Annotated in this window: 12 protein-coding genes; 7 read left to right on the top strand and 5 right to left on the bottom strand. The window is 42.4% G+C overall.

Going from position 1 to position 15,000, the window contains the following annotated elements:
* Nucleotides 1-508 precede the first annotated feature (508 nt).
* A complete protein-coding gene (locus tag ASV53_RS09415) occupies nucleotides 509-1,225 on the top strand; it encodes a DUF3581 domain-containing protein (protein ID WP_094956908.1) in 717 nt (238 codons plus the stop codon).
* 103 nt (nucleotides 1,226-1,328) lie between these two features.
* On the opposite strand, the gene ASV53_RS09410 is transcribed toward ASV53_RS09415, so the two are convergent.
* The 4 genes from ASV53_RS09410 to ASV53_RS09395 all read right to left on the bottom strand — a co-directional run bounded on the left by ASV53_RS09410 (nucleotide 1,329) and on the right by ASV53_RS09395 (nucleotide 6,041).
* Entirely contained in the window at nucleotides 1,329-2,642 is a 1,314-nt protein-coding gene (locus ASV53_RS09410) for a sensor histidine kinase (RefSeq protein ID WP_062690581.1), read from the bottom strand.
* Nucleotides 2,623-3,300 carry a response regulator transcription factor gene (locus ASV53_RS09405; protein WP_062690580.1) on the bottom strand — a complete coding sequence of 226 codons (678 nt, stop codon included), beginning with the start codon at nucleotides 3,298-3,300 and terminating at the stop codon, nucleotides 2,623-2,625. The genes ASV53_RS09410 and ASV53_RS09405 overlap by 20 nt, the downstream gene beginning before the upstream one ends.
* A gap of 233 nt (nucleotides 3,301-3,533) precedes the next feature.
* Nucleotides 3,534-4,901 (bottom strand): N-acetylglucosamine-specific PTS transporter subunit IIBC, encoded by a 1,368-nt coding sequence (nagE, locus tag ASV53_RS09400; RefSeq protein ID WP_094956904.1) that lies wholly within the window; start codon nucleotides 4,899-4,901, stop codon nucleotides 3,534-3,536.
* 213 nt (nucleotides 4,902-5,114) lie between these two features.
* Entirely contained in the window at nucleotides 5,115-6,041 is a 927-nt protein-coding gene (locus tag ASV53_RS09395; RefSeq protein WP_094956903.1) for a Gfo/Idh/MocA family protein, read from the bottom strand.
* A gap of 173 nt (nucleotides 6,042-6,214) precedes the next feature.
* Here ASV53_RS09395 and ASV53_RS09390 point away from each other — a divergent pair, with 173 nt between their 5' ends.
* Nucleotides 6,215-6,934, top strand: coding sequence for a phosphatase PAP2 family protein (locus ASV53_RS09390; RefSeq protein WP_062690577.1), 720 nt, complete (start codon nucleotides 6,215-6,217; stop codon nucleotides 6,932-6,934).
* A gap of 104 nt (nucleotides 6,935-7,038) precedes the next feature.
* Here ASV53_RS09390 and lpxL read toward each other — a convergent pair whose 3' ends face one another.
* Nucleotides 7,039-7,968 (bottom strand): LpxL/LpxP family Kdo(2)-lipid IV(A) lauroyl/palmitoleoyl acyltransferase, encoded by a 930-nt coding sequence (gene lpxL / locus ASV53_RS09385; RefSeq protein ID WP_094956901.1) that lies wholly within the window; start codon nucleotides 7,966-7,968, stop codon nucleotides 7,039-7,041.
* Between the two features lie 506 nt (nucleotides 7,969-8,474).
* Between lpxL and ASV53_RS09380 the strand changes: the two genes are divergently transcribed.
* The 5 genes from ASV53_RS09380 (at nucleotide 8,475) to ASV53_RS09360 (ending at nucleotide 14,981) form a co-directional block, all read left to right on the top strand.
* Nucleotides 8,475-8,768 carry a winged helix-turn-helix domain-containing protein gene (locus ASV53_RS09380; protein WP_094956900.1) on the top strand — a complete coding sequence of 98 codons (294 nt, stop codon included), beginning with the start codon at nucleotides 8,475-8,477 and terminating at the stop codon, nucleotides 8,766-8,768.
* A gap of 294 nt (nucleotides 8,769-9,062) precedes the next feature.
* Nucleotides 9,063-9,731, top strand: a complete 669-nt coding sequence (locus tag ASV53_RS09375; protein WP_189337853.1) for a DUF2760 domain-containing protein — start codon at nucleotides 9,063-9,065, stop codon at nucleotides 9,729-9,731.
* Entirely contained in the window at nucleotides 9,731-11,566 is a 1,836-nt protein-coding gene (locus tag ASV53_RS09370; RefSeq protein ID WP_062690575.1) for an Hsp70 family protein, read from the top strand. The genes ASV53_RS09375 and ASV53_RS09370 overlap by 1 nt, the downstream gene beginning before the upstream one ends.
* 181 nt (nucleotides 11,567-11,747) lie before the next feature.
* Complete coding sequence (locus ASV53_RS09365) at nucleotides 11,748-14,588, top strand: Hsp70 family protein (RefSeq protein ID WP_094956898.1); 2,841 nt, start codon at nucleotides 11,748-11,750, stop codon at nucleotides 14,586-14,588.
* A 189-nt stretch (nucleotides 14,589-14,777) separates the two neighbouring features.
* Nucleotides 14,778-14,981 (top strand): helix-turn-helix domain-containing protein, encoded by a 204-nt coding sequence (locus ASV53_RS09360; RefSeq protein WP_062690574.1) that lies wholly within the window; start codon nucleotides 14,778-14,780, stop codon nucleotides 14,979-14,981.
* Nucleotides 14,982-15,000 lie beyond the last annotated feature (19 nt).

The raw sequence follows: 15,000 nt of genomic DNA, 5'->3' as shown, positions 1-15,000 counted from the left end.
CCACTCGTTGCACTTAATAAATCTAACTTAACTTTATAAATTAGTTTAAGTTATTCATCCGCTCTATTTGCCATCAAAATTTGCATTTACGGGCAAAATACAACCAACACCTATTGTAACCCTGCTGCATTTGCGACACACGTGCCTCATAGGTACCAATGTGACAATAATTATCAATAGCACTCAGAACAAAAACGCTTAATATTAATACAACTATTATCTTTCCCTAAATGAAACTAATGTCTCTAATTAGATAGCCTAGCTCTATTCAATATAAAAACTAATACCAAGCCTAATAATCAGTACTTTGAGACAATAAAGACACACATAATATAGGGATAATTAGCTGTTATGTACAATAAAGTGAATAAGCATATGCATATTCATTCAATTTAAAGCCTTATTTTCTAGACAGCCGTTATGGCAGCAAGTGGCTAGACCATTACTGAGAAAAAACTCATGTACAATAGGCGACAGTTAGATGAACGAAGGTATTCATAAGTTAAACATGTTTTTAAATTCGTACTTTTCAGAGCAAAATGGTGAGTTTTCTTTCTCACGCCAACAAGCAAGTCACTTCGCTAAACGTGTAGCCGGTGATTTCAACCCAATTCATGATGAAGATAATAAGCGCTTTTGTGTGCCTGGTGATCTTCTCTTCTCTGTGGTACTTGCTAAAGCAGGACTTAGCCAAAAAATGCGTTTTGAGTTTGCGGGCATGATTAATGACGGCATTGCGCTAAACATTGATTCAAAATCTGATGCTGACCAATCGATGGTTGATAACAACGGAAAAGAATACCTTCACATTACACGCGACGGTGATACAACACACAGCCAAGCGTTGATTGAGCAAGTGACAAAAAGCTATGTTCAGTTCTCTGGTATGAACTTCCCGCACATCATGGTTCCTTTAATGGAATCAAAGCAAATAATGATTAACCCAGCACGTCCGTTGGTGATCTATGAAAGCATGGAACTCGACTTTACTCGCTTAGATCTAACCTGCCCTACCGTCGAATTGACTGAATCTGAAATTGATGTCGAAGGAAAACGTGGTAGCGTTACTTTAAACTTCTGTTTCAAAGAAAATGGTGAAGTGGTTGGTACGGGTCGTAAACGCATGGTAATGAGTGGCTTGAAGCCTTATTGCCAAGATGACATCGATGATCTTGTTAATCGCTTTAATGGCCGTAAAGATCATTTCAATGCCATTGCAGCTTAACTATTTGAATCTCTGATCATTCAACAGATACCCAAATTAATGATAAAAAGCCTGATCGTTAGTGATAACCATCAGGCTTTTTGGTCTAATTCGCTGTAAAACCTTAGCTAAAGTAAAGTCTAGCTCTTAAACCTGGGGTATTATCTCGGAATATAACCTCTCCGCCATGTCGCTTCATTACGGCATCAACCAAGCTTAATCCAAGCCCATAGCCTGCTTGTGTTCGGCTTTTGTCACCTCTATACATAGGTTCACAAACGCGTGACTTATCCAAATCAGAAATACCTTCACCATTATCAATCACCACCACTCCAAATGGGTCGATAACAACGGTTATTATTCCCTTTTCAGGCGTGTATTTAATGGCGTTTTCAATCAAATTAATTGTGGCACGAAACAGTAAATTTGGCTCACCATCAAGCTGATAAGGCGTATCTTGGCGAATAGTGAGTTGTTGTAGTTTTTCTTCGGCTAACGGTCGTAGAAAATCAACGGCGTCTTGTGCAACTGCGGCTAAATCAACAGGCTGCTTGCTGACAAGTTGCTTACCGCTATTGAGATTAGCAATTTCTAACATGCCATTAAACATCCCCAGTAATAGCTCAAGATCATCGTGGCAAGCTTCTAACTCTTCTTTTATCTGAGGGTTATTGGCATCATCTAACAAACTTTCTATTCGTAATTTCATTCGTGACATAGGTGTACGTAGATCATGGGCAATGCCAACAGTCAGCGCCTTTAGAGAGCTTTCCTTTTTCTCTATTTGTTCAATCATAAAATTGAGATGGATAGATAACAGATCAAACTCATCATCATTTCGACTAACAGCCAACTTGACACTTTTCTCTCCACATAACACACGGTTCATGGCGAAGTTTACTCGCTGTAATTTTTGAATAATATTAACTGCGAACCATACTGCGCCAGCAATCATCACAATAACAGGCAGTGCGACGCCCGATATCATCATTGGCGCAAGATCATCACGATACTGTTGTAGCAAGTCTTGGTTTATTTCAATGCGTAAAACAGTATGGTCATCTAACAATAAGCTACTACCTGATTTCAGTTCAGAAAGCTCAAAGTATGGTTGATTACCAGTTAGTGCAGCAGGGTAACTCAAACTAGCCATTTGGGTACTAACAGGTTGAATATGGTAGGTGAACGGACTAGATATACTTTGCTTTTCAGCAATAAGCGTACGGGTGGCGTCAATCTTACCCTGTGTCGCTAACGCAGCAAAAACCTCAGTCTCTTGTGATAGTTCACGATCAAGTTGTTTACGGTGAAAGGCGTCTGAACTTAAGTAAACTTGATGAACAAATACTGTGTAAATCACACCAATACAGGCCAAAAAATACAGTAATAGTTTGAATGTTGAGGAACGAGACAGTAGCTCACGGTTGTCGAAGAACATATCCTGCTCCTCGGATGGTATGGATTAAACTCTCACTATTTTCAACTTCTAATTTTTTACGCAAATTAGCAATGTGAACATCTATCACATTGGTCTTTGGATCGAAATGATAGCTCCATACCGCCTCAAAAAGATGCATTCGTGAAACTACTTGCTCTGCATGCTCCAGTAAATATTGTAATAAAAGGAATTCTTTTTGCTGCAGAGGTATTAAAAAGCCGCTTCGCCATACACGGTGCGATCTAAGATCCAGTTTTAAATCAGCATACTCATATTTAGTCACCTCCCTTTTGTCAGAAGATGCCCGTCTGATAAGTAACTGCACGCGCGCTAATAACTCAGCCAATGCAAACGGTTTTATTAAATAGTCATCACTTCCTGCATTTAAGCCCGCGACACGGTCTTCAATCGAATCCATCGCACTCAAAATAAGTACTGGTGTATTATTTTCAGTTGCGCGTAACGCAGCAAGTACTTTCATGCCATCCATTAGCGGTAACATGCGATCTAGGATAATAAGTTGATAGTCACAACTGGTTGCCATCACTAAGCCTTGATGACCATCACTGGCTTCATCGACGACAAACTGCTGCTCACGTAACCCTTTGGCCACAAACTCTCTTGTTGTAGAGTCGTCTTCAATAATCAGTATTTTCATACCTATAACCCTATATGCCCTTTAAGCCCTTTAAGCCCTTTAAGCCCTTTAAATTCCATTTTCCAAAAAAGAACATAACTCAACTACACTACACTCGTCTGTAACGAGCAAATTCACCAGTGAAGGGAGTAAAACTTATTGCTTAACACAAAGTGCCATAATACAAAAAAGCGGCTTACTGAACAGCAAACCGCAAGTGGTTTAGGGGGATAAACCACTTATTTTTTATTCGCTTACAATTGTTTCATTTCTGTCGCTATCATTTCAGCTTGTGGCCCAAGAACCACTTGCACGTTCTTCTCACCCACATTTACGATACCTTTCGCCCCTAAGGCCTTCACTTTGGCATCATTCACTTTACTTCGATCGAGCACCGTTAAGCGCAAGCGTGTAATACATGCGTCAATATCGGTCAGGTTTGCTTTACCACCAAGAGCGACTAAATAAGCTTGAGCTAGCTCACTAGGCTGTACATTAGATTCCAATGCACCTTCGTTGTCGGTTTCATCTTCTCGACCTGGCGTTTTCAGATCAAACTTTTTAATCGCAAACGTGAAGGTCACGAAATACAGCACAGAAAAAGCTAACCCGACTGGTATTAATTTCCACGCGTTGAGTGCAGCTGGTGCATTAAAGTTCAAAATATAATCAATCAAACCCGCTGAAAAACTAAAGACTAAGTGCACGTCCAAAAGGTAAGCAATAACCAAGCTTATTCCCATAAAGATGGCATGCACCACATACAAAGCTGGTGCCAAGAACATAAATAGAAATTCAAGTGGCTCGGTGATCCCAGTTAAAAACGCAGTAAATGCAACACTGGCTAGCATGCCTGCAACACGGGCTTTATTTTCAGGCTTAGCACAGTAGTAAAATGCAGCAGCAGCGGCGGGTAAACCAAACATCATAATTGGGAAGAAGCCTGCTAGCATTAATCCAGCCTGTGGGTCTTCTGCCCAAAAGCGCGATATTTCACCTGTTACACCGTTATATTCGCCAAATACAAACCACACCATAGTATTTAATATATGATGCAAACCAAAAGGGATCAGTAATCGGTTAGCAAAGCCATAGGTGAACGTACCTGCGACACCACTTCCGAGCATCCACTCACCCAATATATTAATTGCGCTCTGAATAGGAGGCCAAATAAGGCTAAACGAAATTGCTAGGCCTAAGGAAGCTAGGCCTGTAATGATGGGAACAAAACGTTTACCAGCAAAGAAGCCTAAAAAGTCTGGTAATTTGATCATGTAAAAACGGTTATACAAATGCCCAGCCGTAATACCTACAATGATCCCACCAGCGACGCTAGGATCAATATCTGCATTCATCGAACCCAATGCAGCCAGCATCACTAGATGCCCAACAACAGCGGCAATAGCCGCAGCTGCCGAGCCATCTTTTGATAAACCGGCCGCAACACCCATAGCAAAAAGTAAGGCAATATTATCGAAAATAGCTTGGCCACCTTGAGCCATGAATGCCACATCAAGTAAATCGGGTTGACCAAATCGCAATAGCAAGCCTGCGACAGGTAGGACTGCGATAGGCAACATCAATGCCTTACCGAGTTTTTGAAAGTAGCCAAGTATATTCATTTTCCACTCCATAAAATAACGCTATCTATTGCGATATACTTTACTTCAGTGGCGTTTAAGCGAACCTTTTCAGAAGATTAAGAATACTTAACTTTTATTTAAATATAGAAACACCCCCCACTATGAGCCTAGTGGGGGATTATTTTTTCATCTGTTATCTATTTTAGCACTACGATTTAATCATGGGAGTTGAAGATATAGTCGCACTCAAAGCTATCGAGTTAAACGTTGGCAAATTTGTTCACATAAATAATGAGAATGAAGATTACGCGCTGTCAATTGACTATCCTGTTTACCGCTTTCTACAACAGAGGCCCAATGTTCGTGCATTGCGTGAAAGCCTTTCGTGGCAAGCATAGGTGTCCAGTCAGGACTCTGCACTCTAGATTCAACACCCCCCACCCATTGTTTACCCGTAACGAATGAATCAAACTGGAATGTTTGGTTACGATAATTGGCAGTAACAATTTCTTGGGTACACCCGTGAAGGCGGTGCATAGAGGCATGATACATCGTTTGTTTGTTCTGCCATTGCACATCTAATCTCGCCAATTGGTCACCATCAAATTGACGTATAATATGCAAATCTTCGGCTTTTACCGTCGCGTCGATATTCACGCTGTCTAGCGGGTGGATGTAGTCATCAAAGACAAAGGTGCGAACATCACCGGTAAGATTGTGGCGATGTTTTTCCCACCGCAACGATAATAAGGGTTGCTCTGTTTCGTTGCCAATCTGGTAATTCGGCATACTTTTATTAAACAGTGGAATGTAACGGCGATTAAACCCCATAAATAAAGGCAAAGATTTTATTTCTGCTAATTCATGTAAAATTTCACAATCGGCATAATTGTCTGACAGTGGCTTATCAACAAAAACAGGTAGGCCTTGCGATAAAAAGAAATGTGCTATCTCAAAGTGAGAAAGCGTTGCACTGTGGATCATCACTGCATCAATGTCAAAAGTGAGTAGCTGGCGGTAATCAGTACATGTTTCACTCACACGGTACTTTGCTGCTAGTTGCGCAACTCTTTCTGCATTACGCGTACAAAATACTAATTCAATATCAGAAAGTTGTGTTAATACGGGTAAATGTGCTTTTTCTGCAATATCACCTAACCCTATGACTCCGATCTTCATCTACTTTCCTTTCAAATGCACATTGATTATAGGTACAAATGATAACATCGATCTCACGATGCAACAGAAAATGGCGCAATATAAGCTCACAAATTAAATGACGTATTTTTTACACTGACTAACTTCAGTTTTGCTATAGTTGCTCTCTTTTTTGTACAACACAAGCAAACATCATGTTACGCACCCAACTACAACGTAAAATACCTGGCTACAAGGTGCTTGGTTTATTCACTTTGATACTGCTAGCACTATTAGCATTATTTCCCTCACCTTCTTTAGTTGCTCCAGCAAATGACAGTACAGGTTTTATTTTTACTCTGCTTTCAAGTTCGGCAGGTAATCCATGGTTTATTATCACAGTCGCCATGTTATGCCTTCTGCCATTAGCTTATAAAAAAGATAAAAAAACCTGCCTAACCTTATGGTGTCAATTTGCCTTAATTTTAGTGTTAAGCTTTGCGGCCAAATCCATCATGAAGCACATTACAGAAGTGCCTCGTCCTTATACGCATGAACTTGCCGCGCTTAAGTTGGTTGACTCAGCCCCTGCGTTTTATCAATTATCAGCAGATCAAAAAGAGCTTGTTATAGAGCAGGCAAAAGAAAATGTCAGTGAATGGCGCATCCGCCACTGGGAAGGCGAAACCAACTACTCTCTCCCTTCTGGTCACACTATTTTTGTTGCTGTGTGCATTGTATTCTGGGGAGGATTTTTGCTTCGCAATAGGGGCTACTTACCCATTACTTTGCTATTTACTTGGGGGTTAGGTGTCGCTATGAGTCGAATCTGGCTTGGTATGCACTGGCCTACAGACCTAATTGCCTCGACTTTCTGCGCAGGGTTACTCTACCTTTTTATACCCGAACCGATAAAAAATGGCTCGCAAGGGTAAGACGGAATACAAAAATGCCAACCGAATCGGTTGGCATTTTTATTATTTTCGCCGTTGCAATTAAAACGAAATGGCAATGCTGTACACAGCAAATCAGCATGGTTTTAGTCGTAAAGCGACGCTTCACCTTCTGGGCGTGTTTTAAAACGACGGTGAAGCCACATGTATTGTTCAGGTGCTTCCAAGATAATACGCTCTACCGCTTTATTCATATAAACGGCCGCAGCTTCAGGATCACCGTGTGGAAATTCCGTCAATGGCTCCATAATTTTAGCAATATACTGCCCTGAGTCGGTATCACGTATCATCGCAAACGGCACCACAGCACAATCAGACGCATCCACTAATAAACTGGTACCCGTTGTTGTGCATGCTTTTTCTACCGCAAAGAAGGGAGCAAAAGCAGAACGGCGTAAACCATAATCATGATCAGGTGCGTACCAAACACGCCCAGTACCACGCAGTCTTCTTAGCATATCTTTTACATCTTTGCGGTCAATCAGAGTTCGATTTGACCGACTACGGCCTTGATACTGGAAAAATTCAAAACATGGATTGTCATTAGGACGATAAACGCCACAACCTGACATTTTAATCCCCATAGCACGCGCACCGAGCTCAAGGTTCATTGAATGCACAGCAACAACCAGCACGCCTTTGCCCTGCTTTTCTAGTTCTTCTAGAATCTCTAGTCCTTCATAAGTTACATGCCGTTCAACCCGAATATCTGGCCAAAACCATGCCATCCCCGTCTCAAACAAACCGAGACCAGTATTATCAATATTCTTCTTAATGATTGCATATCTTTCACTTTCTTCCATATCAGGAAAACAAAGTTCTAGATTTTTCTTCATCGTAACACGGCGCTTTTTCATTAGGCGAATAGCTAAACGTCCGATCCCTTGCCCCATGCGAAACTGAATGAAATAAGGTAACCAACTGATCAGGTACATCACACCGATCAAAAATAGCGTCGGCCAATAACGCGGATGCAGCAACGCTTTTGTAAAGCTTGGCGGGGTAAACTTGCTCATATTGTATAAACAGTCCCTTAATTTCGTGATCGCAAGATGAGATCGTTCAGGTAATAGATCTGATATTTTATGGTTTGACGCTAGCTATAGCAAGAAAGCATCCCATAGACGTCGTTTAGCGGTGGCGTTTTAACCGCTTGATCTCACTAAATGAAATACGCAGACAAAGAAAAGCCACCATTACGGTGGCTGGAGGTATTACAATTTCGATACTACCGCACTAGCGCTTATCCCCCTAAGCCCGTGCTACCTCAATCGCCTACCTCTAAATAAGGAAAATTTGAACAAGAAAACTGTTTGTGGATAGAACTTTCAACTACAAAGGTTAATGCATAACTTTTGCCAACTTTTATAGTGCTCTATATTCAGCTAGTTAGTAAAAAATAAATGTTCTATAGCATCCAGAGTGTAAAAAAAGCTGACAATAGATCCAGCTAAATCAAATGATGTATATTTTATGATAAGCTCGAAAAATCAAGGACTAATCAAATGGACATTTCGCTGACATGAGTATTAGCAAAACAAAATCAAGTTTTTACCGCCGTCTTTACGTTGCCCATCTCATTGATACAGGCGTTTCAAGCGTGCCAGCTATTATTGAATTTAGTGGTATGCCTCGTCGTACCGCACAAGACACTATCAAAAACCTTGCCGAGCTCGACATTATTTGTGAGTTTGAGCAAACTCAAGGTGAGCGTAATCATAGCGGCCATTATGTCATTAGAGACTGGGGGGCAATTAATCAAACTTGGCTAAAACAACATATCGCAGAGATCAGAGGCTTGTTGGATTATCCATAATCGAAAATATGTCACACTGAATGCCATTCACACTGCAACATGAATGCTAATACCGTAATAAATAGGAAAAAATGTCCTATCATAATCTTCAGAGCACGATGACAACACAATGTCAGCGTATGGATTGGTTGTAAAATACACTAAGACCCCGATTCTTCTTGCAATTCAGGTAAAAAATGCTGTCAGCCTAGGTGTAATGCGGCTTTGTTATGGTAGTATTCTGGCTAAATTGTTCATAGTGAATCGATTTTTCACTGCAAAGAGTAGACGAATATGGCTTTTGATTTTTCTAAAATGACTGTTGACCTATCGGCAATGCCGACAACTCTCGATATGGGACACGCTTGGTTAGGTGGTTTAGTGTTAGTAATGCTAGTGCTTTACATCGCTAAAAAAGGCAAACCTGTTGAAGTTGAAAAAATTGTTGAGAAACAAGTCGAAGTAGAAAAAATCGTCGAGGTTGAAAAACCTGTCGAAAAAATCGTTGAAGTAGAGAAGATTGTTGAAATCCCTGTCGAGAAAATCGTCGAAGTGGAAAAAATCGTCGAAAAGATTGTTGAAGTTGAACCTAAGCTGAAAACATCAACACCCGACGCTGCCCTTCAACTGCTATCTTTGCTACAACAGGAAGCGCGTTTTATCGATTTTATGCAAGAAGACCTAAAAGGTTTTGCTGACGCTGATATCGGTGCCGCAGCTCGTGTTATTCACGAAGGCGGTCAGAAAGTGCTAAACGAATACTTTAGTTTTGCGCCTGTGCGTTCTGAAGAAGAAGAAACTCGCGTAACACTACCAGCAGGCTTTAATGCCTCTGAAGTTCGCCTAACGGGCAATGTCGTTGGCGAAGCACCATTTACTGGAACACTGATCCATCGTGGTTGGAAAGTAACTGATATCAATCTGCCAAAAATGGCAGAAGGTCATGATGCTCAGATTATTGCCGCCGCTGAGGTAGAACTGTAATGCAAGAAACACAAGAACACCGTTATAGCGTTGGTATCGACTTAGGTACAACTCACTGCGTATTGTCGTATGTTGACCTTCAAGATGAAGATGCCAGCGTTAAAGTAATGCCTATCGCCCAGCTAACGACGCCGGGCCACGTTGAAGAAAAAGATCAACTGCCATCATTCATGTATCAAGCACATGAATCCGAGCTAGCACAGGGCGACACAGCGTTGCCTTGGAACACGCAGCCAAAGGCAATTGTTGGTGCAATGGCACGTAACTTAGGCAGTAAAACACCAATTCGTCTTATCGCGAGTGCTAAAAGTTGGTTATGTCATGGTGGTGTGAACCGCCGCGACGCATTTCTTCCGCTAAATAGCCCAGAAGAAGTGATCAAGGCTTCACCACTCGAAGCGACGCGTTGTTATTTAGAACACCTCGTTGATGCTTGGAACCATAATCATCCTGAAACACCATTATGCGATCAAGATGTTACGGTTACCGTTCCTGCCTCTTTTGACCCAGCAGCTCGCGAGTTAACAGCTGAAGCAGCCCGTCATGTTGGCTTTAAGCACCTTACCCTGCTTGAAGAACCACAAGCTGCGGTTTACAGCTGGATCAAAAACAATGAAGATTCTTGGCGTGACCAAGTCTCTGTTGGCGACATCGTACTTGTTGTTGATATCGGTGGTGGTACTACCGACCTTTCTTTAGTTGCAGTGACTGAAGAAGAAGGTAACTTAACCCTTAATCGTGTTGCTGTTGGCGATCACATCCTTTTGGGTGGCGACAACATGGATTTAGCCCTTGCCTACCGCTTAAAAATGAAGCTGGCGCAAGAGGGTAAACAACTACAACCTTGGCAGATCCAAGCTATCACGCATGCATGTCGCGATGCGAAAGAAGCACTGCTAAGTGATGCTGAATTACAAGCGGTTCCAATCGTTGTACCTAGCCGTGGTTCAAAACTACTGGGTGGCACGCTTCAAACTGAGCTAACCCAAGAAGAAGTTCAACAAACACTGGTTGAGGGTTTCTTCCCTCGCACTGGCATTGAAGAGCATCCGGTACAAACGGCACGTGGCGCATTAACGCAAATGGGTCTGCCATATGCACAAGATGCAGCGGTAAGCCGTCATGTTGCTAGCTTCTTAAGCCGTCAAGCTTCTGCTGTAGACGAGCTGTTTGAGAAGTTTGAACAAATTCATGAAGATTTCATCCGCCCTACCGCTATTTTGTTTAACGGTGGTGTACTGAAGTCTGAGCTTATCTCTGATCGCTTACTGGCTATTATCAATAGCTGGTTAACAACAGCAGGTTCAGAAGAAGCTAAATTACTTGAAGGTTTAGATCTCGATCTTGCTGTTGCAAGTGGTGCGTCTTACTACGGTTCTGTACGCAAAGGTAAAGGCGTTCGTATCCGTGGTGGTATCGCAAGCAGCTACTATGTCGGTATCGAAAGCGCGATGCCAGCCATCCCAGGTATGGAGCCACCATTAGAAGCATTGTGTGTGGCACCGTTTGGGATGGAAGAAGGCACTCATGCTGATGTTCCTAGCCAAGAGTTTGGTCTAGTGATTGGCCAACCGGTGCAGTTCCAATTCTTTGGTTCTACAGTTCGCCGCGACGACGCTGCAGGTACGCATCTTGATTGGTGGCAACCAGAAGAAATGGAAGAGCTACCTACTATTCAGGTAACCCTGCCAGTTTCTGAAGGCCGCACAGCAGGTGAAGTTGTCCCTGTTCGTCTTGCATCTCGCGTGACGGAATTAGGTACTCTTTGCTTAGAAGCTATTCCTAGCGATGGCGGCCAGAAGTGGCAAGTTGAATTCGATGTTCGTGAAAAATAATCATCGATAATATTAAAACGGCGCATCCTCGATGCGCCGTTTGTTTTAGTATCGGACATTACCTTATTTATTAAACTGGTACCCCGCAAACACTGTACAAACAATTTAAACAATAAAAATTGCGGCTACCACTTCGCTACCAATCAGCATTCACCATTGGTATAACTATCTGGAGTGATAAATGGCTTCCCCACGCTTTCTTGTCGGTATTGATTTAGGTACAACACACACCGTTGTTGCTTATACCGAAATTACCGATAACCTTGAAAATAGCCCTACGCATATTTTCAACATCGATCAACTCATCGCCCCTGGTGAAGTTGCACGTAAACCGCTACTCCCCTCTTTTCGTTACCACCCTGCTGCCAGTGAAATTAATGAATCTGAATTAATCCTGCCATGGCAGCCAGCATTGGTCGACGGTGACATTCCGCTGGTTATTGTTGGTGAGTATGCAAGAGAGCTTGGGGCAAAAGTTGAAGGTCGACAAGTCGTTAGTGCAAAAAGTTGGTTATCTCACCCGAATGTCGATCGTAATGAAGCGATTCTACCTTGGTCATCCAGTCAAGGTGTTGAGAAAGTATCGCCAGTGGTTGCCAGTGCGAGTTATCTACACCATGTTCGTCAAGCATGGAACTACCACAACCAAGATGACAAACTTGAACACCAAGAAGTCGTTATCACAGTTCCCGCATCATTTGACGAAGCCGCACGTGCATTAACACTTGAAGCCGCCAAACTAGCAGGCTTGCCTAACGTTTTACTACTTGAAGAACCACAAGCGGTTTGTTACGACTGGTATGCACAAAATAAAGACAACGCAGACACCTTACTTAAAGATATTCCATTACTTATGGTGTGCGATGTTGGTGGCGGTACAACCGATTTAAGTTTAATAAAAGTGAGCTCAAATGAAGGTAAACTTCAGCTTGATCGTATAGGTGTAGGTGATCACCTAATGTTGGGTGGCGATAACCTTGACCTTGCTCTTGCTCATCAAGCAGAGCTTCGCCTTCATGGTGGTGATAAAAAGTTAACGGCAGCTGGGTTATCTAAACTGATCCAACAAACACGCAAAGTAAAAGAACAACTACTGTCTGGCAATGCGCCAGACACAGCAAAAGTGACTTTACTGGGAAGTGGTTCACGTTTGATTGGTGGTGCAAAAAGCGTTGAACTAACAAAGGAAGAAGTACATACCATTGCGCTGGACGGCTTCTTCCCATTAACAGAATTTTCAGACCAACCAAATCAACGTCAAGCAGCTGTTGTCGAGTTTGGCCTGCCCTACGCAGCTGATCCAGCTATCAGTAAACACCTTGCACAATTTATTGAGTTGCACGACGAAGTTTGTCGCGATGCACTAAACCAAAAAGGTGAAACTGCTCTAAGCGATGTCCCACCAATTCCAACAGCTGTCCTACTTAATGGTGGTGTATTCAATAGCCCACTTTTGAGCACAAGAACGCTCGATATCTTCAAGAAATGGAAGGGTGACAGCGTCACGCAACTCGTTAATCCACACCCTGATTTATCAGTAGCTTATGGTGCAGTCGCTTATGCAAAAGCACGCCATGGCGCACAACTGAAAATCGGTGGTGGTTCTGCCCGTTCTTACTTTTTAACTATCGAAGATAAGAAATCAGCCAAACAAGGTTTGTGTCTATTACCTAAAGGAACTGATGAAGGAAGTGATATTCACCTAGAAGATCGCTATTTTGCATTAACCCTTGGCGAACCCGTACGCTTTAACTTAGTGTCATCAACCGATGATACACATACAGAAGTTGGTCAAATTGTCGATATTGATACCGACAGTTTTGTTAACTTACCGCCATTTATCGCCACATTAGACAGCGACACAGATCGCTCATCACTTGCTGCTAACCAAAAAGAACGGGAGGTCGTCACCCTCGCCTGTCAACTTACCGAAGTTGGTACATTGCAGGTGGAGTGTGTATCGGCTACCGATAAATCAAAGCGTTGGAAGGTTGAATTTACCGTTCGTAAAGATCTGGCCAAATTAAGCCGCAACAAAGATAAAGACGCGACTCAGGCTGAATCCATTCTCCCTGCGCGCATAGACGATGCAATAGCTACGATAAAGTTAGTCTACGGCGGAAGTGCTAAAGTTACAGACAACAAAACGCTCAAAACTCTGCAAAAAGATTTAGAGAAAATGCTTGGAAAACGAGATGCGTGGGAAACGCCTTGTTTGCGCGAGCTGGCAACCGCACTGCTGGATAGCAAAAAGCGCCGCCGTCGCTCTGATCTCCATGAAAGAACCTGGTTAAAACTGGCTGGCTTCACGCTTCGACCTGGCTTTGGTTACCCTTCGGATGAATGGCGCATGGATCAAGTTTGGCAGCTGTACCAACAAGGTATTCAGTTTGAATCTAACCCACAAACTTGGAGTGATTGGTGGACATTCTGGCGCCGCGTTGCTGGCGGTCTCACCCAAGAACAGCAACTTGTGATTTATAAAGACATCGCAAAATACATTAATCCAAGTGCATCACGTAATAGCAAACTGAATAAAGAACTTCAAGAACGTAGCTATCAAGATATGGTGCGTTTGGCCGCATCACTTGAACACCTTCCTTTTGAGAATAAACTTCAACTTATTGAGTGGCTGTTTGGTCGCCTACAAAAAAGTCAGTACTCTCAAGCGCACTGGTGGGCTGTCGGCCGTATAGGGACTCGTAGTCCATTCTATGGGAGTGCTCATAATTTACTGACATCCCAGCATATTGCTTATTGCTTACCTGAATTGATGGAACTTGACTGGCGAACCGACCCTAATATCGGTTTTGCTGCTGTTATGATGTGCCGAATGACGGGTGATCGCACTCTGGATATTGATGATTCAAGCCGAGCGGCAATCATTGAGAAACTGAAATCTAGTAAAGCACCAGCAAGTTGGGTTCAGATGGTTTCTGAAGTTAAAGTGCTAACAGAAGAAGAGACAAAGCGTGTATTTGGTGATGCGTTGCCCGCAGGTTTGCAGCTAATCAAGCACTAATATCTCGTAAATAGTGTCAAATTGCCCGTCGTAACATTTACAAACATATTGTTACTGTTAGTAGCGGCATTTTGACACTACCTATTAAGCTTCCGTTAGGGTTCAAGTAGGTATTATAGAATTATTCAATAACAAGGCATGCATGAAAGACATCTTTCATCGTCACCAAGAATAATTTGTGAGTATTCTATGAACCGTAATCAATTTCAATTTATCGCTCAACGCATTTTCAAATCTCAAAACCAACGTGTAGCAGTTGAAGCTGTTATTTTTGATGGACTATCTAGCTACGAAGCAGAAAAGCGCTTTGATGTACCAAAAGGCACACTTTCTCGTAATGTTCGTAAATATAAAAGCGAAGCAGATTATATTTCTTCTGTAGCGACTGCGTAATTATCGATTTATCCTCATA

The sequence above is a fragment of the Photobacterium sanguinicancri genome, assembly GCF_002265265.1.
Classification (GTDB): Bacteria; Pseudomonadota; Gammaproteobacteria; order Enterobacterales; family Vibrionaceae; genus Photobacterium; species Photobacterium sanguinicancri.
Note: the sequence above shows the minus strand (reverse complement) of the source record. Positions and strands in the feature narration are given on the sequence as shown.